Annotated in this window: 15 protein-coding genes and 1 pseudogene; 7 read left to right on the top strand and 9 right to left on the bottom strand. The window is 68.9% G+C overall.

Annotated elements, in window-relative coordinates:
* Nucleotides 1–185 precede the first annotated feature (185 nt).
* Nucleotides 186–608, bottom strand: a complete 423-nt coding sequence (locus IEZ21_RS22485; RefSeq protein WP_373302272.1) for an NUDIX hydrolase — start codon at nt 606–608, stop codon at nt 186–188.
* Between the two features lie 181 nt (nt 609–789).
* Here IEZ21_RS22485 and IEZ21_RS22480 point away from each other — a divergent pair, with 181 nt between their 5' ends.
* A complete protein-coding gene (locus IEZ21_RS22480) occupies nt 790–2193 on the top strand; it encodes a hypothetical protein (RefSeq protein WP_189323720.1) in 1404 nt (467 codons plus the stop codon).
* On the opposite strand, the gene IEZ21_RS22475 is transcribed toward IEZ21_RS22480, so the two are convergent.
* Nucleotides 2138–3880, bottom strand: coding sequence for a DUF2264 domain-containing protein (locus IEZ21_RS22475; protein ID WP_189323719.1), 1743 nt, complete (start codon nt 3878–3880; stop codon nt 2138–2140). The genes IEZ21_RS22480 and IEZ21_RS22475 overlap by 56 nt on opposite strands.
* Before the next feature lie 280 nt (nt 3881–4160).
* Nucleotides 4161–5219: a rhamnogalacturonan acetylesterase gene (locus IEZ21_RS22470; protein ID WP_246568024.1), complete on the bottom strand. Its 1059-nt coding sequence runs from the start codon at nt 5217–5219 to the stop codon at nt 4161–4163.
* A gap of 198 nt (nt 5220–5417) precedes the next feature.
* On the opposite strand from IEZ21_RS22470, the gene IEZ21_RS22465 reads away from it, so the two are divergent.
* Nucleotides 5418–6398 carry a polyprenyl synthetase family protein gene (locus tag IEZ21_RS22465; RefSeq protein WP_189323718.1) on the top strand — a complete coding sequence of 327 codons (981 nt, stop codon included), beginning with the start codon at nt 5418–5420 and terminating at the stop codon, nt 6396–6398.
* A 9-nt stretch (nt 6399–6407) separates the two neighbouring features.
* Here the strand turns inward: IEZ21_RS22465 and IEZ21_RS22460 are convergent, their stop codons facing one another.
* Both IEZ21_RS22460 and IEZ21_RS22455 read right to left on the bottom strand, forming a co-directional pair.
* Nucleotides 6408–7820, bottom strand: a complete 1413-nt coding sequence (locus tag IEZ21_RS22460) for an RICIN domain-containing protein (RefSeq protein WP_189323717.1) — start codon at nt 7818–7820, stop codon at nt 6408–6410.
* Between the two features lie 118 nt (nt 7821–7938).
* Entirely contained in the window at nt 7939–9018 is a 1080-nt protein-coding gene (locus IEZ21_RS22455) for a glycoside hydrolase family 43 protein (RefSeq protein WP_189323716.1), read from the bottom strand.
* Between the two features lie 255 nt (nt 9019–9273).
* On the opposite strand from IEZ21_RS22455, the gene IEZ21_RS22450 reads away from it, so the two are divergent.
* A complete protein-coding gene (locus IEZ21_RS22450) occupies nt 9274–11355 on the top strand; it encodes an autotransporter outer membrane beta-barrel domain-containing protein (protein ID WP_189323875.1) in 2082 nt (693 codons plus the stop codon).
* Between the two features lie 111 nt (nt 11356–11466).
* On the opposite strand, the gene bla is transcribed toward IEZ21_RS22450, so the two are convergent.
* Nucleotides 11467–12417, bottom strand: coding sequence for a class A beta-lactamase (gene bla, locus IEZ21_RS22445; RefSeq protein ID WP_189323715.1), 951 nt, complete (start codon nt 12415–12417; stop codon nt 11467–11469).
* 137 nt (nt 12418–12554) lie between these two features.
* Between bla and IEZ21_RS22440 the strand changes: the two genes are divergently transcribed.
* Nucleotides 12555–13445, top strand: a complete 891-nt coding sequence (locus tag IEZ21_RS22440; RefSeq protein WP_246568023.1) for a LysR family transcriptional regulator — start codon at nt 12555–12557, stop codon at nt 13443–13445.
* A complete protein-coding gene (locus IEZ21_RS22435) occupies nt 13442–14344 on the top strand; it encodes a serine hydrolase (protein ID WP_189323713.1) in 903 nt (300 codons plus the stop codon). The genes IEZ21_RS22440 and IEZ21_RS22435 overlap by 4 nt, the downstream gene beginning before the upstream one ends.
* Before the next feature lie 317 nt (nt 14345–14661).
* Here IEZ21_RS22435 and IEZ21_RS22430 read toward each other — a convergent pair whose 3' ends face one another.
* Nucleotides 14662–14865: a hypothetical protein gene (locus IEZ21_RS22430; RefSeq protein ID WP_189323712.1), complete on the bottom strand. Its 204-nt coding sequence runs from the start codon at nt 14863–14865 to the stop codon at nt 14662–14664.
* Between the two features lie 44 nt (nt 14866–14909).
* On the opposite strand from IEZ21_RS22430, the gene IEZ21_RS22425 reads away from it, so the two are divergent.
* Both IEZ21_RS22425 and IEZ21_RS22420 read left to right on the top strand, forming a co-directional pair.
* Entirely contained in the window at nt 14910–15377 is a 468-nt protein-coding gene (locus tag IEZ21_RS22425) for an HD domain-containing protein (protein ID WP_246568021.1), read from the top strand.
* Nucleotides 15374–15469, top strand: a pseudogene (locus IEZ21_RS22420) (ASCH domain-containing protein); the annotation flags it as partial. The gene IEZ21_RS22425 and the pseudogene IEZ21_RS22420, both read left to right, overlap by 4 nt.
* A gap of 146 nt (nt 15470–15615) precedes the next feature.
* On the opposite strand, the gene IEZ21_RS22415 reads toward IEZ21_RS22420, so the two are convergent.
* Entirely contained in the window at nt 15616–16524 is a 909-nt protein-coding gene (locus tag IEZ21_RS22415) for a class I SAM-dependent methyltransferase (RefSeq protein WP_189323711.1), read from the bottom strand.
* Between the two features lie 224 nt (nt 16525–16748).
* Nucleotides 16749–18434: a SpoIIE family protein phosphatase gene (locus tag IEZ21_RS22410; protein ID WP_281399472.1), complete on the bottom strand. Its 1686-nt coding sequence runs from the start codon at nt 18432–18434 to the stop codon at nt 16749–16751.
* Between the last annotated feature and the right edge of the window lie 9 nt (nt 18435–18443).

The following is an 18443-nucleotide window of genomic DNA, read 5'->3' as shown; positions in this document are numbered from 1 at the left end:
GAGGGGCTCAAGGGCGGCCCGCACCGGGACTGCCCAGGCCGTCGGTATCAACCGGCGGACCGGAAAGCGATGGCGTAACGGGCGCAGCGCGTCCGGGCGGTACACGGCGGCGCCACCGATCTCCGCGGTGGTGCCGCCCGTCGTCTATGGCCCAGGTCATGCGCAGTTCGTGAGGCGCGGGCGGGTCACACGCGGTGGAGAGCCTGCCGCACGATGTCCAGGTTGTACTCGTCGATGTCGACGCTGCTCAGCTCGGCCGGGCTCAGCCAGGCGTACGCCTGGTCGGGCTCGGGCAGCGTGATGTGCCGGGAGAGGGGCCTGACCAGGAAGTTGTCCTGCCAGTTCTTGACCTCGCGCCCGCGATACTCACTCACGAACGACGATTCGCCGACCTTCCGGACGACCTCGCCGAGAAGCCCGGTCTCTTCCTTCAACTCCCGCAGAACGCCGTCCTGGGGGCTCTCCCCCGGTTCGAGCTTCCCGCAGGGCACCCCCCACACACAGGGCAGAAACCGCTCGGTCTCACTACGCCGCACCAGCAGCACACGCCCTTTGCGCATCACTACGGCGGCGGCCAGTCGCTTGTCGCCGGGGATGTCCATGTCCATGGTTCCTCGGTCCCTTGCCGGTCGGAGTCCAAAGGGTTCAGTACCCGCGAAAGTCTCAACCGTACCAGGCTTACGCCCCCCAGTGCGGGCTCAGCGCCTCCACTCGTGGTATAGGAGGCGTTGCCGCTGGGCGTGCTCAATTGCACGGCAACCTCCACCCCGCCGGCGGCGACTCGGAGGCATGACACGCGCAACATCCGTAACGCCCACAACAAGACACCGCCGTCGCCGAATCGCCCGCAAGCCCGTGGTGGGCTCGCTCGCGGCGGGCGTCCTGCTGACCGGTGCGTGGTACGCGACCGCCACGGCGACGCCCGCCGCGAAGGCCGCCGACGACCTCGCCGTCACGAACACCACGGTGAACCTCGCGGCCAAGTTCCCCTATCTGTCGGCGGGTTACAACAACACCCGCGAGTGGACGCGCACAGCGACCGCCGTGGCTCCGAATGGCACCCTCCGGGTGGCCTGGCCCGCGTCCGACGGGATTCACGTCACGCCGCTCACGAAGGCCGGGAAGCGCTCCGGCTCCGACACGGTCGTCAAGGGCGCCAAGGAGGTCGGCGGGCTGGTCGCGCACAACGACGGGTTCGCGCTGGTGACCCGCGTCGCCGACAGCAACAAGTGGAAGGAGACGGCCGCCGCGCTCGTCCGCTACAAGAACGGCAAGCAGGCGTTCCGTACGAAGCTCACGGGCACCGCCTCGAACGACACGGCCCCGCTGCTCGACGGGCAGCTCGCCTGGAACGGGAAGAAGTACGGCGCGTACTTCGTCGTCCACGGCGCGGGCGGCTTCGCCGACGGCCACTTCGGGGACAAGCTGGCGTACGTCAGCGCCAAGGGCGCGAAACTCAACGGCGGTTGGGGCTGGGGCTGCAGCCACAACGAGGGGATCGCGCTGCACGCCGAGCCCACCGGAGCCTTCACCTCCCTCTGCTTCGACGACTGGCGTTCGGGCCTGTTCGTGTCGACCGGCATCGGGGCTCCCGACAACGCGCCGGTCGTGCAGCGCGAGCAGTGCTGGGCGGGCTACTGCGGCGGCACGTTCCCGGGCCGTACCGGCGACCTCGTGAAGTCGTCCACCGGCCGCTATGCCACCGCCTTCGCCTCCCGCGGCGCCGCCTCCGCCGCCAAGAACCCGGACGACGCGAGCGGCCGCGGCTGGACGGTGAAGCCGAAGACGAAGACCCACCAGGTCGCCGTCGCCTTCCTCAAGAACCGCAACTCCCCTGCGGGCAAGCCGACTTACCTCACGAACGCCCCCGGCACCGAGCACGTCAACGTCCGCATCGCCCCGTACGGGAAAGACCGGCTGCTCGTCTCCTGGGAGTCCCTGAAGAACGCCAAGTGCGCGAACGGCACCTGCACGGGCACCTTCACCGGCACGCACCTGCGCCTGATCGACTGGAACGGCAAGTTCAAGACGCCGGACAAGGTCGTCAAGGCCCGTATCACCGGTGACATCGCGACCCTCGCGGACGGCTCCCTCACCTGGGCGTACGCACCCGTCACGCCGTCCTACTCGACGGCGCTCACAGGGGCGTCACCGACCACGAAGACGCTGCGGATCGCCCGTCTGGAGCGCTGAACCGAAAACGCGTGCCGGGGCCGTCGGCCCAGCGGACGCGCACCTCATACGCCCCCTCCACCTCCACGGACACCAGGGCCTGGAGCGGGAGGGGGTCCGGTTCGGCGGTGAGGCGGGCGAGGGCTACGAACAACGTGGGCTCTTCGGTCGTTACGCCCGTCAGGGTGGCTGTGCCCGACAGGCCGAAGGCCGGGACGAGTTCAGCCCGTAGGCCCTCCTCGCCGTCCTGCCGCTCCTCCCCCGTCGACCAACCCGTGACCCGCACCGGGGTTCCGGGAGGCGCGCCCGCCACCAGGTGCGCGCGCACCTCCACCGCGCCGGACGCCACGACCAGACTCGTAACCCGCGCAGAGCCCGCAGCCTCGTGCCGCGAAGCCACCCACCCGTCGCCGACTCCCAACGGCTCGATGCCCGTTCGGCTCGCGTCCTCGTCGACGATCACGCTGTTGTCGTACGTCTCCGAAGGCGCCGTCACCGTCGAGTACGCGAGCCGCGTGTAGTACGGGTCGTAGCGGACGTCCTCACTGCCGTGGTTGTGGAGTCGGACCAGGCCGTCCGAACTGGTCGACTGGAGAAGCCAGTTGGGCGGGCCGACCGGCCGCACCTCGTCCTGCCGTTCCACCGGACCCGGTTCCTCGGGCGCCGTCCACACCTCGTGGTCCGCGGGGAGGAGCAGGCCGAGGAAGCCCTTGCTCGCCCAGTACGGGGACGCCGGGCCCGAATAGCCCTGTAGAACAGTGGAGTTGGGGCCGTGCCAACCGAGGGTGAGCAGGCCCTGGTCGTTCACGGCTCCCCGGTCGAGGAAGTACTTCAGCGCGCCGGAGGCCAGGCGGCGCGTCTCCCCCGGCGGCAGCGGCGTACACCCGGTGAGCGCGCCCAGCCACAGCGGTGCGGTCGTCGCGAAGCGGTAGGTGAGCGAGCGGCCCTGGTGCATGGGGGCGCCGTCGGCGCCGAACAGGCGGGCGTAGTCGGCGAGATGGGTCGACAGCCGGCCGCCGTACAGATCGAGCAGGCGCGTGTCGTCCGCGAGCCAGGCGTGCAGCACCGGGTACAGGTGCATCGCCCAGCCGTTGTAGTAGTCGAACTTGCGGCCGTCGCCGTCGGTGTACCAGCCGTCGCCGACGTACCACTGCTCGATGCGGTCAAGCCCTCGGTCGATCGCCGCCCGCGACGACTCGGCCTCGTAGCCGATCTCCGCCAGGAAGCCGCCGACGGTGACCGGGAACAACTCCCAGTTGCAGGGCCAGGCTTCGGCGGTCAGCGCGTCGCCGAGCCAGGCCGCCGCCCGCTGCCGTACGCCGTCGTCGAGGCGGTCCCACAGGAGCGGGCGGGTCAGGCGCAGGGCGAGAGCGATCGAGGCGGCCTCGACGAGGGGCTGACTGCGGTCCTCGATGCGCGGCCAGACGCCGCCGGTTCCGGCGGCGAGCCCGTCGGCGTACCGCGCGAGGGCCTTCTCGTCGCGCCGGAAGGCCGCCAGCAGGAGCGTACGGGCGTATCCCTCCAGACCGTCGGACAGGCGCCCCGACCAACTCGTGTGCTCGCCGGGCAGGTGGTACAGCGCGCGGTCCTCGGAGGCGTAGGGCTCCACGGCCGCGAGCAGGGAGTCGGCGGCGGCCTCCCAGTGGGCGCGCGTGTAGCCGGTGTACGGGCTGAGGGGGCGGTCGTCGTCGGGGACGCCTGCGATCATGGGTGGTGCTTTCTGTCTAGGCGGGCTTTGGTGAAGTCCGGGTGCAGTATCGCGCCCCTATTGAGGGCCGCAGGCCCCTCAATAGGGGCGCGGGGCTGTATCGATTTGCGGCTCCGCCGCGCGGGCGCGACCAGCCCCAACGCACCCGCAGCCGCGACCCGATCCCAACACCCCACCCCGTGGCGGGGGCCTGGGGCGCAGCCCCAGTTAAGGGCACCGAGCTGAACGCTGAGGTACCTGGGACGCCCCGGTTCCGGTCGGGACGCCCCAGGGTCTTGAGTCACCTCACCAGGCCCCTGGGGACCAGTCGCTGGGCGACCAGCTCATCGCGGACGAGGTCCGCGTAGACGGTCGCGCCGTGCGCGGAGGTGTGAGTGTTGTCCCGCTTCTCGTTGTAGAGGTAGAGCGCCTTGGAGGCCTCCACGCCGAGCGACTCCACCAGGGCCTTGGTCTTGGCGGTCATGTCGATGAGCGGTACGCCGTGCGCGGCGGCCACCGAGCGGGTGACGGCGGGGTGGTCGACGCCGAGGCCGTTGACCAGGAGCGCCGTACCGTTGTTGAGCGTGCCGTCGGCGTTGAACCACCGACGGACGATGGGCGTGAGAAGCACGGGCTTGCCACCCCGTTCGCGTACGCCGGCGACAAGCGTTTCGAGGTTCGTACGGTACGTCGCCTCGTCGGTCTGCTTGTCATTGTGGGCAAGCTGGATGAGAACCAAATCGCCCTTGCGGATCAGCGGCTGAACGGTCGCGAAGAGTGCCGGGTTGTCGAGGTAACTGACCGTACTCTCCCCGGAATCCGCGTAGTTGGCGACCGAGAGCCCCTTGCGGAGGTACTGGGGCAACTGCTGGCCCCAGCCGGAGTACGGGTCGCCGGGCTGGTCGCAGGAGGTGGAGTCGCCGACGACGAAGATCTGGCGCGCGTGCCGCGCGGGGGTGACGCGGATGCCGGCGAGCGCGGGCGCCGAGCCGCCGAGGGCGAGGTCGAGGCCGGGGGTGCCGGCGGGGCCGGTGGGTTCGCCCTCGGGGGTGCGGACGTTCACGGTGAAGCTGCGTGCCACGCGCTCGCCCGCCGCCGTGGCGGTCTCGGGGAGGAGGGTGCGGCGGGTCTCGCCGGTGATGCCGGTACTCGCCTCGGCGTCACCGCCGAGCAGGACGTGTACGTCGTACGTGCCGGGCGCGACGTCGAAGTGACAGGCCGTCGCGGTGCAGTTCTCGAGGCCCCGGCCGTGGGCGCCCGCAGGCGCCGGTGTGGCGGACGAAGCCGGGGTGGCGGACAGAGCGGTGGCTGCGGTCAGCGTGGCCAGCACGGCGATCAGGGTGCGTCTGCGGCGTCTCAACGCGGCTCCTCCAACAGGGCGGCTTCTCCTGGTCGCTGGACGGTACCCCGCGATGGCAAGCGCTTTCTAGAGGTGTGCGGCATCTCGGTTCCGTACCACCGGAGAGAAACCGGCCATGGCTGGAAGGCGCCCTGGCCGGCCCACGTTTCGAAGTGATCGAATCGGGGCCATAAGCGGCACGACAAAAAGGAAGTCATCATGAATTCCACCTCATACCTGGACCTGTACCGGCAGTTCTCCTCGAATATCGACGCAGAGCTGAAAACCAGCATCGAACGGCTCGGCCCCTCCTCGACCGCCATCAAGAATGCGGTCACCGAACTCCTGCAGCACCAGAAGTTCAAGTACCCCCTGCAAGTGCTGCCGCTCCTGGTGCACGGAGCCGAGACAGGAGATCCCGGACCTGCCGTTCCACTGTCCGCGATCCATGTGCTGGGGTGGACTTCCGCGTGCTATCTCGACGACTTGGCGGACGGGCAAGCCGCGAGCGTTTCCGGTGCGCTCGGCAAAAATGAGGCACTGCTCGCCTCGATCATCAGCGGAAACACCCTTCCCCTTCACATCATCCAGGCCCAACAGATTCCCGACTCGGTGCGCGGCGCCCTGACAGCCGAGCTCTTGACCTGCGCAATCGTCTGCACCGAGGGTCAGCTGAGCGATCTGCGCCGAGATGCCGGCGACGCCACACGGGACTCGGTGATCACGACGTACCGAGGTAAATCAGGGGCACCCTTCGCCATGATCACGGCAATGGGCGCGATATTGGCCGGCGCGGAACACGAACGAATAAGGATATGGCGTGAGTTCGGCTATGTCTTCGGCATCCTGTTGCAGCTTCTCAACGACCAGGAGGACATCCTCTCCGGCCGCAATGAAGACCTGCGGAACGGCACCATCACCTATCTCTTCGCCTGCACCCTCGAGAACGCGTCACCTCGATCCAGGAACCGCCTCCTGGACCTGCACGCAGCCGCAAAAAGTTCCGAGGAAGCGAGGTCAGAGCTCACAGCTCTCCTTCTCGCGCCCACCAGTCTTCAGCAGTACGAAGCAGACCTGCGCAGGTTCCGCGACGAAGCCCAGCACCTCCTGACCGAACTGGGTGGCGACGGAAACTACGTACCGGTGCTGCGCCGTCTGGTGGAGGAGTCGGCCGAACTCCTCCTCCACCAGACGGAGTGAGGGCCTACGTCAACTGGCCCGAGTCCACTGCTGGTTCGTCGCCCCGTTGCAGGCGTACGTGATGATCGCGGCGGAGTCGGCGGTCGACGCGCCGTTCACGTCCAGGCACTCGCCGCTGGCGCGGGACTTCAGCGTGACGTAGCCGCCCGACGTGGTCACCGACCACTGCTGAGCGGTGGCGGAGGTGGAGCAGGCCTCCTGGGTGACGTTGGAGGCGTTCTCCCGCAGGCACAGCGAGCTGTGACGGGCCATCAGCTGGACATAGCCGTTGCCGAGGTCCTTGAACCAGAACCGCTGGTTGCCGCCGCCGTTGCAGGTCCACTGCTTGATCTGGGCGCCCGCGAGGATCGACTGGTCGGGGACGTCGGCGCACTTGCCGCTGTGCCGGGCGGCCAGCGTCTCGTACGGGCCGCCCCGACCGGTGATCGTCCCGGCGGCCGTGTCGATGGTGACCTCCGGATACCAGGACATGGACATCGTGGTGGAGTTCGAGAAGGTCAGCGGCAGCCAGACGTACCGCGAGTCGTTGACCGTGCCGCCGAAGGAGTTGCCCCAGCGGTCTCCCATGTAGAGGTAGGAGGTGCCCGAACTGCCCTGCACGGGAAGGACGTACGTGGTCTGCGAGCCGTACGTCGTCGAGTCGCCGATGTTGCGCATCGCCGTCCAGGGACCGGCGAGCGAGGTGGCCGTCGCGTACTGCTGCTGGTTGGGGTTCCAGCCCGTGGCGCCCGAAGTCAGCATGAAATAGACGCCGTTGCGCTTGAAGAGGGCCGGGGCCTCGCGGTGGCCGCCGTGCCAGGGGTCGGCGACCAGGGCGGCGATGCCGGTGTAGTCGCTGGTCAGCCGGTAGATGTGCAGGTCGTAGTTCTCGCGGGCGGCGGACACCATGTAGCCGGTGCCGTCGGTGTCGGTGAAGACCGTGATGTCACGGGACATGTGCTGGTCCAGCGGCCGGAAGCTGCCCTGCCACTCGTAGTCGCCGTCGACGGTGTCCGAGACGGCGACGGCGGCGCGCGCCTCGCTGTAGTCGACGCCGTTCTCCTTGTGCATCCACATCACGTACTTGCCGGTGGCGGCGTTGTACATGACCTTCGGCCGCTCGATGTTGGCGGTCGCCAGCTCCGGGTCGGTGGCCTCGGTCAGGACGTGGTTGCGGAACTCCCAGTTCTTCAGGTCCGTGGAGCGGTAGGCCGACACGTACCGGAAGGTGTTGTCGGAGTTCCGGTTCTCGCCGAACCAGTAGTAGTACGAGCCGACCTTGAGGACTCCGCCGCCGTGCGCGTGCAACGGATTGCCCGAAGTGTCGGTGAACTGCGTGCCGTTGGTGATGGTCTGGGGCGCCGCCTGTGCGGGGCCCGCGGTCGCGAGTGCTCCGGCGACGGCGAGAGCGAGGGCGACGAGGACGGCGCACAGACGCCTCATCCCAGCACGCATTGGTGTGGCACGTCTTATTCCAGTTGTCCCAGCATGTGGCATCTGGACACTCTCCTTCAGGACGGTGAAGTGACGTGCGAAGCCGGTCAGTTGGGGGTCGTCGCCCTCAACCCCGGGCTGGGGTGTCGGCGACGGGGATGCCGAAGTCCGGTGTACCGTCCGGCTTCCAGCGCAGTTTCTGGATGCGGGTGTGGCGGTTGGGGTCGTTCAGCGGGTCGCCGACGATCTCCTTGTACTGGCGGGCGTGGTAGACGAGGACGTCGGTGCGGCCGTCCTCGGCGACGGTGAAGCAGTTGTGGCCCGGCCCGTACTGCTTGGTGGTGTCGTTGCTGGTGAACACCGGGGTCGGGGACTTCGACCAGTTCGCCGGGTTCATGAGGTCGGCGTCGGCGTCCACCGTGAGCAGGCCCATGCAGTAGTTGTGGTCGGTCGCGCTGGCCGAGTACGACATGAAGATGCGGCCGTTGCGCTTGATGAACGACGCGCCCTCGTTGACCTTGAAGCCGATGGTCTCCCAGTCGTACTCCGGTGTGGTGAGCCGCACTTGAGGACCCGTCAGAGTCAGCGGGTCGGCCATCTTCGAGAGCCAGATCGCGGTGTTGTTGTCCATGCCGGGCTCGTGCTGCGCCCAGGAGAGGTAGCGGGTGCCGCGGTGGGTGAAGGTGGTGGCGTCCAGGGAGAAGGTCTCCCAGGCCGTCTTCAGCTGGCCGCGCTCCACCCAGGTGCCCTTGAAGGGGTCTCTGTGGGAGTTCTCCAGGACCCAGATGCGGATCGCCCAGATGTCCTCGGCGGGCGCGGAGGCGAAGTAGATGTACCACTTGCCGTCGATGTGATGGATCTCCGGGGCCCAGATGTGCGCGCCCATGACACCGGTGGCGTGCTTGCGCCAGATGACGGCCTCGTCGGCGGTCGCGATGCCCCGCAGGGTGCGGGAGCGGCGCAGGATGATGCGGTCGTACTCCGGGGACGTGGCCGTGAAGTAGTAGCGGTGGTCGGTGTGACGGTGGATGTGCGGATCGGCGCGGTTGCGGACGAGCGGGTTGACGTACCGGGAGCTCCCGCCGGCGGCGTCCGGGGTGGCGGCCTGGGCAACCTGGGGCACGGCGGTGAGCGCGCCCGCGGCGAGGGCGCCCTTCAGGACGAGTCTGCGGCTCGGGATTTCGGGGCTCTCGTCAAGGCGGCTCATGTCGTTCCCTCACACTGGACCATTCGACATTTCGAACGGTATCTGCGATTCCGAACGCCGAAACGGTAAGGGTGTGTTACGAGGAGGTCAACGGGTCGGGAGGTTAGAAAAAGTCGGACACTTTCTGATTCGAAGTCGGACCCAAGTTTTTGTTATCGCCCCCGCTCTGCTCCCGTCTCCACAGGCGTGAACAAGAACATCCGTGGACGGGCAGCAGGAGCGGGCGCGGCGCTGGCCGTGCTCGCGACAGGGATCATGACGCCGAGCGCGACGGCGGCACCCGCCGCGGCCGACGACGTCACCGCGGCGGTACTGGCGGGCCGCGACGTGACGCTCGACGGCGACACGGTGGTGACCGTGCCGGCCGGGAAGACCACGTACAACGGGGTGTTCCGGGGCGAGGGCACGCTCACCGTGCGCGGCTCCGGCACCCTGATCCTGACCAAGGACAGCGACTTCACACTGCCCAAGTCCCGGCAGCGGCAAGCGGTGCGGACGCAGGGCGGCAACCACCCGTACGTCACCACGGCCAACCCGGACCCGCCCGCGATCACGGTCGAGCGCGGCGCGACCCTGCAGTACGGCAACGGCGGCACCACCGGGCTGATCGGCCACTTCCCGTACAACACCCCGGCGTTCCGGCTCAACCAGGACAACATCCGGGTCGACGGCACCCTGCGGCTCTCCCTGACCAGCGCCTACAACCTGGGCACCATCAGCGGCTCCGGGCTGATCACCCAGCCGAGGTTCCTCTGGGGCACCTGGGACATCTCGGGCACCCACCCCTTCTCCGGGGTGATAGACAACGGCACACAGGCGAACGCCGGACGACCGGAGTACGCGACGTCACTGCCCAACATGCGCAAGGTCCTCAACCAGGGCACCTGGACCGTCGACACCCCGCTGGGCCAGACCGTCACCCAGCGCATGGACTTCTACCAGCGCGAGTACGGCAGCGACATCAACGTCCAGTCCCGGCCGGGCAGCAAGGTCGTCCTCACCGGCCAGTACAGCTGGTCGAACCAGGGCGGCGACACCAACCCCTCTCTCAGCGACCCCGCCCTGAACTGGACGCCCGCACGCAAGAACATCAACAAGCGCGGCACCAACATCAAGGGCGCCAACGTCCAGTGGGGCGACGGCACCACGAACAAGATCTTCATGCCGGGCACCGCCGAGACCGTATACATCAACCTGCTGGCGGCCCGCTCCCGTTCACTGCTCACCTTCAACTACAACGGGCCCGTGACGCTGGGCGCGCCGATCGGCGGCGGCGTCTTCCACGACACCCTGTCCACGCCCGGCGCCGGCGACATCGTCATCAAGGGGACGCAGGGCAACGACGTCACCTTCGCCGCCGTCCAGTACTACAACGGCTCGACGACGGTCGAGAAGGGCGCGGTGCTGCGCCTGGGCAGCGGCAAGTCCGGTGGCGACGGCGGCCTGTACACCAAGGGCGACCTCTACAAGGTCGTCAACAACGGTTCGCTGGTGCTGCGCAACACGACCAAGCCGCTCTCCCTGTCCAGGATCAGCGGCAGCGGCTCCCTCACACAGTCGGGTGCCGCCACGACGACGCTGACCAGCGGCGTGACGTACTCGGGCACGACGACCGTCACGAAGGGCACGCTCGCGCTCGACGGGGCGAGCCTGGCGCGCAGCAAGGGGATCCGGCTCACTTCACCGGGGGCGCGGCTGGATGTGCGCAGGGCGTCCGGAGGGGTGCTGAACCTGAGCTCGTCCCTGTCCGGCAAGGGCAAGGTCGTCGGAGCGGTGACGAATACGGGTACGGGGAAGGTCTCCGGCGGGGTGACGGTGACCGGGGACTACACGCAGGGCGCGGGTGGTCAACTGACCGTGAAGGACCGGGCGTTGAAGGTGGGGGGTGCGCTGCGGCTGGGTGGGAGGCTCGTGGTCGAGCCGGCCTCTGCGACTGCTGCGGCTTCTTCGACTGCTGCGGCTTCTTCGAAGACGGTCACCGTCATCGACCACACCGGCAAGGCGAAGACGAAGGGCACCTTCAAGGGCCTGAAGGAAAACGCCAAGGTCAAGGTGGGCAGGACCGAGTACCGGATCAGCTACCGCGGCGGCGACGGCAACGACGTCGTCCTGACCACCGGCAAGAACACCGCGAGCCCTTCAGCGACCACCCGCGCCGCCCCCCAGGCCTCCGGCGCCGCCCCGAAGTCCGCCACCACCCAGAACGCGAGCAACGAGAGCTCCGTACCGCTCGCGTGGTGGGTGGCCGCGGCGGTTCTGGGAGGGCTGATAGCGCTGATGGTGCCGGTGAGCAGGCGCAGGCGTACGGGGAGGAAGGGTGGGCGACATGCGGCGTGATCCATCGTGGACAAGGTCCCCGCACGTCACCGATGCGACCGGGACGCGCTGTGACCGCCGCGGCCGGGCGGTTCGGCGCCCCGGGGTGCTCGGCTGCGGCCCCGTCTCCCGCTAGGACAACGTTTCGGCGACCACGGACGCCGCTTCCGCGATCAGTTTGTTGTCGTGGACGTCCTCCGCCTTCCCACGGTTCGTCAGGATCGCCATGACGATGGGGGCGGAGTCGGGGGGCCACACGACGGCGATGTCGTTGCGGGCGCCGTAGCCGCTGCCGCTTCCGGTCTTGTCGCCGACCACCCAGCCCTCGGGCACCCCTGCCCGGATGACCTCGTTCCCGGTGGTGTTGGTCTTCAGCCACGTCGCGAGCTGGGCGCGCTCGCGCTTGCGGAGGACGTCTCCGAGCACGTACGCGCGCAGGTCCTTGGCGAGCGCCCGCGGGGTGGTCGTGTCCCGGGTCTCGCCCGGCACCCAGTCGCTCAGGTGGGGCTCGATGCGCTCCATCAGGGTGACCTTGTCGCCCAGCTTCCTGAGGTCCGCCTCGAGACCCTTGGGGCCGCCGAGTGCGTCGAACAGCAGGTTGGCCGCGGTGTTGTCGCTGTAGCGGACGGCGGCGTCACACAGCTCGCGCAGGGTCATCCCGGTCTCGACGTGCTTCTCGGTGATGGGCGAGTTGGCGACCAGGTCGTCACTGGAGTACTTGATCACCTTGTTCATGCCGTTCAGGGAGTACTTCCGCAGCACGGCGCCGGCTTCGAGCGCCTTGAACGTGGAGTGGTAGCCGAACCGCTCGCCGTCCCGGTAGGCCACCTCGCGCCCGGTGCCGGTGTCGATGGCGTAGACACCGAGCCGGGCGTCGAACTTGCGCTCCAGTTCCTTCAATTCGCCGGTGAACGAGGCCGTCGCCGCGATCGAGGTCGTCGTCACGGCGGACCGCGCCGACGACGAGGGCGACGAGGCCGAGGAACCGTCCTGGCCGCAGGCGACGAGCGGGACGACGAGGGCGAGCGCGGCGAGCGCACCGCGAAGGGCGGTACGAGCATGGGCGTGTTGCGGGGTCTGCATGGTCCAACCTCCTGGGTGGTCATGAGTTCGGGGATCACCCTCACCGGCGGGCGGCCATGCGGTCCAATACGCGAACGCGCCGCTCCATGCTGATTCGGCATGAGAACGGGCCATGGATCTGGCATAAGGTTCCGGCTGTGGATCTGGTGGGAGCGTGTCGTGCGTTCGTCAGCGTGAGCGAGCACGGCAGTTTCACCGTCGGGGCGGCCGCCGCCCAGATGTCCCAGTCGGTGGCCAGCCGTCGCGTCGCCGCCCTGGAGGAACGCTTCGGTGAGCCGTTGTTCGAGCGCACGTCACGACGGGCCGTTCTCACCCCCTTCGGCCGGGACATGCTGCCGACGGCCAGGCAACTCGTGCAGGCGGCCGACGTGCTGCTGCACGAGGCGGAGGCCGCCAAGCGCAAGCCATGGCGGCTCGCGGTGCCCGGCATCTGCTCCACGGCCGGTCTCGCCCGCCTCGTCGCCGAGGCACGCGGGCACGGCGTCACCCTCGATCTGCGCGTCGCGGGACCGACGCAGCGCACGGAGCTCCTCCACGCACAGCAAGTGCGGGCCGCGCTGCTCGCGGTACCGCCGGACGACGCGAGGTGGTCCGTGCCGCTCGGGCTCGGCGGTGCCCGGAAACCAGGCGTGAAGCGCGTCTATCTCGAAACACTGCGGGTCGGAAGAGCATCCTCCGGCCCTGCCCGCCGCGTCTGGATTCAGCCGGAGGACGACGTGCCGCACATCCGCGACCCGCTGACGCGCCTGCGCGACGCGGTCGGCCTGCGGCCCGCACAACTCGTCGCCGCACCCGACCTGACGACCGCCGCGGCGGAAGTCCTGTGCTCACGCGACCTGTTGCTGTGCTCCCCCGCCCAAGCCGAGGAACTCGACCTGGCCTGGCGGCCCATCGGCGAGATCACGATCAGCCGGGGCTTCGCCCTCGCCGCCGCCGGAGACGGCAATCCACAGCTCATCGAAGCGCGCCTGGGCGACGCCGTCGCCCGCTGTCTGGGCGCGGGAACCTCAGGAAGGGAAGGGACTTGAGCACCGAGGCACTACTGCACGACCTGCGTGGACAACTGCGCGACGGCGGCCTGCACGGCTGCCTGCTCGTGCGGGACCTGCACACGGGAGAGGAGCTGGGAATCGAGCCGGACGCCCAACTGCCGTCCGCGTCCCTGGTCAAGGTTCCGCTCGCGCTGGCCACGCTCGAACGCGTCCGACGAGGCGAGCTCGACGGAGCGACGCCCCTCGACGTGCCACCCGGGCGGATCACCACAGCCGGCCCCATCGGGCTGAGCCGGTTTCGCCACCCCGCCCGGATCGCGGTCGACGACCTGCTCTACCTGAGCACCTGCCTGAGTGACAGCCACGCCGCCGACGCGCTGTTCGGCCTCACCCCGCCCGCCCGGGTCGCCGACATCCTCCACGAGCTCGGCCTGCGCGACATCACCGTCCGGCACACCATGAACGAGCTCATGGACACCCCCGTCGAGCGCTTCGACGCCGCCGACGTCCATCTCGCCCACGCCCTCGCCATCGACGCCGGCACCAGCGGCCGCGGACACCGGGTGCCGCAGCTCGACACCACCCGCGCCAACACCGGCAGCGCACGCGCCTGGGCCGAACTGCTCCAGGCCCTGTGGACACCGTCGAAGATCCACCCCGAGGTGGCCGAGCACATACGCGACCTCATGGCCCACAACGTGCTCCGGCACCGGCTCGCCCCTGACTTCAGCTCCGACGCCACCACCTGGTCCTCCAAGACCGGCACGCTCCTGAACCTCCGCCACGAGATCGGTGTCGTCGAGCACTCCGACGGCCAGGCCTTCGCCATCGCCGCCCTTACGGAATCACTCGTTCCAGCCAGTTCCCAGCCCGGTGCCGAGGCCCTCATGGCACAGGTCGCCCGCACACTCCGTGACCACCTGCGACAGCTCTAACGGCGCAGGCCGTCGTCGCCCCACTCCCCGTCTCCGGTTCGTCCGACCAGCGGAGCATTGCCTGCCGCACCGTGATGCCAGGGCGTGACCGGAGCCGCCTGACAAGAAAGTCGGCAGCTCAGACGAGTGCTGCCGTCGTGGGCATGCGTGCCTCCTGTCGTTGATGCTGCTCGGGCTGTTCTGCGTCCCGCCCGCGCCTGCGGGCGTCGGCAGGGTCTTGCGGCCCCGCTCCGGCGGGGAGCCTGCGATGTGGGGGCGGAGCGGGCGCTGTTCACCGCCAGGTGCTGGGAGCTCGGTCTCCGGCACCAGGCAGCGGCTCAAGGGGTGCCGCCGACGACGGGCGGCGGGCACTCGGGCACGCAGACCCACAGCCGGAACAGCCGACCGCGGTAGCGCGCCTCGCCCCAGACCCGGCCAACCATCCCCAACCGCCGGCTGCAGCGCGCGCAGTCGATGGCCATCTGCTGTCGCGGGTTGAGTTGGTCAACACGCGGCAGCCTGGCCGTGGGTGGCGCGCTCACCGCTCGCCCTCCGCGCGCAGTTCCGCCCACACCCGCTTCCCGCCGTGGACCAGCTCACTGCCCCACTCGTGGGCGAGGGCCTCGACGAGAAGCAGGCCGCGGCCGGTCTCGTCGTCCGGGGACGGTGTGCCGAGGGTGGGTCTGGTGCGGGAGGTGTCCGTGACGACGATCCGTGCGGACTCTTCGCCGGTGCGGGTGATGGAGGCGCCGACCAGGTCGCCGGTATGCCCGAGGTCCTGGCCTCGGGCGTGCGGGAACTCGTCGCCGAGTACGAGGCGAAGGAGTCCGCCGAGGCGATCTGCGCGCGGGACGCCGACAAGCTGGAGTGCATGATCCAGGGCATCGAGTACAAGGCCCAGGGCTACGAGAACGCACAGCGGTGGATCGACAACAGCCGCGGCCGACTCACCACGAAGTCGGCCAACGAACTCGCCGACGCGGTACTGGCGACCGGGTCCCTGGACTGGCTGCGCACCGCACTCGGCGAGAGGCAGAGCCGACCTACGCCATGACCGACAGCACCACCCGCGTCCGCGAACTCAACCTCTACCGCCAGTACTTCGACCTCGTCGCCGCGGGCACCAAGACCATCGAGGTACGTGTCCCGCCTCAAACGATCTGACCCCGAATCAGGCCTGTGACGTGCGGTGACCAGTTCGCTTGAGACCTGGAGAGGGTGGGAACCTCGGGTGATGCGGTCCTGGACGAGTGGGTGCCGGACGCTGCCTCAGTTGATCTGGGTCCGGTTGCTCAGCCCTTCCGAATGCCGTCGAGTTGGAAGTGCCAGATAACCGCGATCGGGGAATCGTCCAAAGCCGCGGCCGACGCTTCTGGGCACCAGTGCAACAAGTCCCAGGACATGTAGGCCGGGAGTGGGTCCGGGGCGGTGTCGGGGTCGAGGGAGTGGCGCGGGCGGCGGGGTTCCTCGCAGTGCCGGACCTGGAAGCCCAGTGGGAGGGCTGCGGCGAGGTAGGCGCTGAGCGGGCGGTGGTATTCGGCGAGGAGGGACGGGCGGCCGTCCGGACCGGGACGGCGGGCCAGGGTCGGCCGGAGGTAGGACACCAGCAGGTGGGCATCCGAGATCACAAGGTTCCCGCCAGGGCGCAGGACACGCGCGAACTCGGCCAGCACGGCGGCCAGGTCGGGGACGTGAGTCAGGGCGAGCGCGCAGACGACGGTGTCGACCGCATTGTCGGGAAGCGGCAACTGGTGCAGCTCGGCCTCGTGAAAGTCGACATCTGGCAGACCCTTGCGGGCCTGGGCGAGCATTTCGGGCGAGGCGTCGACGCCGATCACATCGTGGCCGAGTTCATGCAGGTAGGTGGTGTGGCGGCCGGTCCCACAGGCCGCGTCCAACGCCGCGCCAACGGGCAGGCTGTCCAGGATGCGCCGGACAACGGGCTGCTCGACGTCGATCATCTGGTTGCCGGGGGCGTCATAGTGCGGCGCCCACTCCTGGTAGACGTCGGCCGCGCTGATCGTGCCCGGACTCGCCGTGACTCCCTCGGCATGCGCGAGGGCGGGCACATCCAGCAGGGTGCGGATCTCGGCGATCCGGGCCTCGACGAACGCCCGGTCGGCCCTCCCCTCCCTGATGCCACGCAGCAAAGCAGCACCCTCGATGCCCAGCAGATATCCCAGGGGGCTCAGATAGGTCATCCCACGGACGGTACGGACTCATGCTCCGACGGTTCCACCGGTTTTCCGGCGTTTTCCGGCGCTTCGAGCGGCCGTCATCAGTGGACCAGATCACCTGCGACCACTGAGGAATCAGACCAGATCATCTGAGACGGAGACCAGATCGCCAGAGACGGGACAGATGGAGTATGGGCGGAGATCGCGGCGTGGGATGTTCTGTCGCAGCGAAGGTTGAGCGGTGCGGGTCACTTACTTCCGTCGCGCTTGCGGGCGGCGAGGATCGCGACGTCGTCCTCGCATGCACCGTTCGCCAGGCGGGCCAGAAGCGTGTCGAGCATGTCGTCGAGAGGGCCGTCCGCCGGCAGGCTCAACGTCTCGAGCGCCTGCACCGAGATGTCGATGTCTGTGTCACGTCGTTCCACCAGGCCGTCGGTGTAGAGCAGCAGGGTGGTGCCGCGGTCCATTCGTACGGTGAGCGATTCGTAGCCACCGAGTCCGGTGCCGACGGGTGGGCCGGCCGGGAGCCACAGGACCTCGATGTTGCCGTCCGGTCGCACGACGGCGGGTGGCAGATGCCCGGCGCTGGACGCCGTACAGGTGCCCGTACCGGGATCCATGACCGCGAGGAGACAGGTGGCGAGGCGGTCAAGGCCGAGGTGCGCGACCTGGCGGTCGAACTCGCTGAGGATCTTGTCGACGGCTGCGCCGGAAGCGGCGATGGTGCGCAGCAGGGAGCGGTACTGGCTCATGGCGACGGCGGCCTGGAAGCCGTGGCCCATCACATCGCCCATGACCAGCAAGGTGCGGGAGTCCGGCAGGGGAATCGAGTCGTACCAGTCCCCGCCGACGAGGACGCTGCGGCCGGAGGGGAGGTAGCGGGCGGCCACTTCGACAGCGGGGTGGGGGGTGCGGGGTTCGGACAGCAGGGCTCGCTGCAGTTCCAGCGCCATGGTGTGTTCGTAGCTGTAGCGGCGCGCGCTGTCGATGGAGAGGGCGGCCCGGTCGGCCAGCGCCTGGATCGTCACGAGGTCGTCGTCGTCAAAGGGCTGCGATGCGCCGGCCCGGCCCAGAAGGACGACGCCGACCGGGCGGCCTGCCGCAATCAGCGGGGCGATGAGAAACGAGTGGATGCCGGCCGCGCGGAAGATCTTGGTCCGTTCGGGGTCCACGGTCACCTTCTGGAACAGCTCGTCCGAGGCGAGGTTGCCCAGCCATGGCCGCCCGCTGTCCAGGCATTGCCGTGTGGCGACGCCACGGGGAACGTCGACGTACGGTCCTGGTCCGCCCAGCTGACGCAGCACCCATTCCATCCCAGGGGGCGCTGAGCCCCCCGCCTTGCGCAGCCGCAGGAAGCCGGGAGGAGGCACAGGAGCACCGGTGAACTCCTCTTCGACGATTCCCACCGCCGCCATGTCGGCCAGCGAGGGGGCCAGGAAGTCGACCAGCTCCTGGCACGTGGTTTCAATGTCGAGCGTCGTGCCGACGCGCGTGGCCGCGGCATCCAGCAGGGCAAGCCGCTGATGCGCAGTCTCCAGGTCGTCCAGATAGCGGCGCAGATTACTGATCTCCACGCCGATCCCACACAGACACGCATCCCGTCCCGGCAGATCCACCCGGTGATAAACCGCTCGCCAGAGCCTCTGCCCCAGCGGCGAGGACACCCCTGTCGTTCCTGCGATGGCTGCCTCCCGAGGCTGCCCGTCCGCGAGTACCTCGAAGAGGATGTCGTCCGGGCTCTGGAGGTCCGGCAGCACTTCCCCGAGCGTCCGTCCCAGGAACGCAGTGGCGGGCAAGCCGCTGACCCGGACCCATGCCGGGTTGACGTACAGATGGCGCAGCTGCGCGTCGAGAACGACGATGGGGGCCAAGGTCCCCTCTACAAGCTGACGCGCAGGAAGGCCATCACCCTCCGGAAAGTGCCACTGCGGCATGGGCCCCTC

This window comes from Streptomyces flaveus (assembly GCF_014647675.1).
Lineage (GTDB): Bacteria > Actinomycetota > Actinomycetes > Streptomycetales > Streptomycetaceae > Streptomyces > Streptomyces flaveus.
Note: the sequence above shows the minus strand (reverse complement) of the source record. Positions and strands in the feature narration are given on the sequence as shown.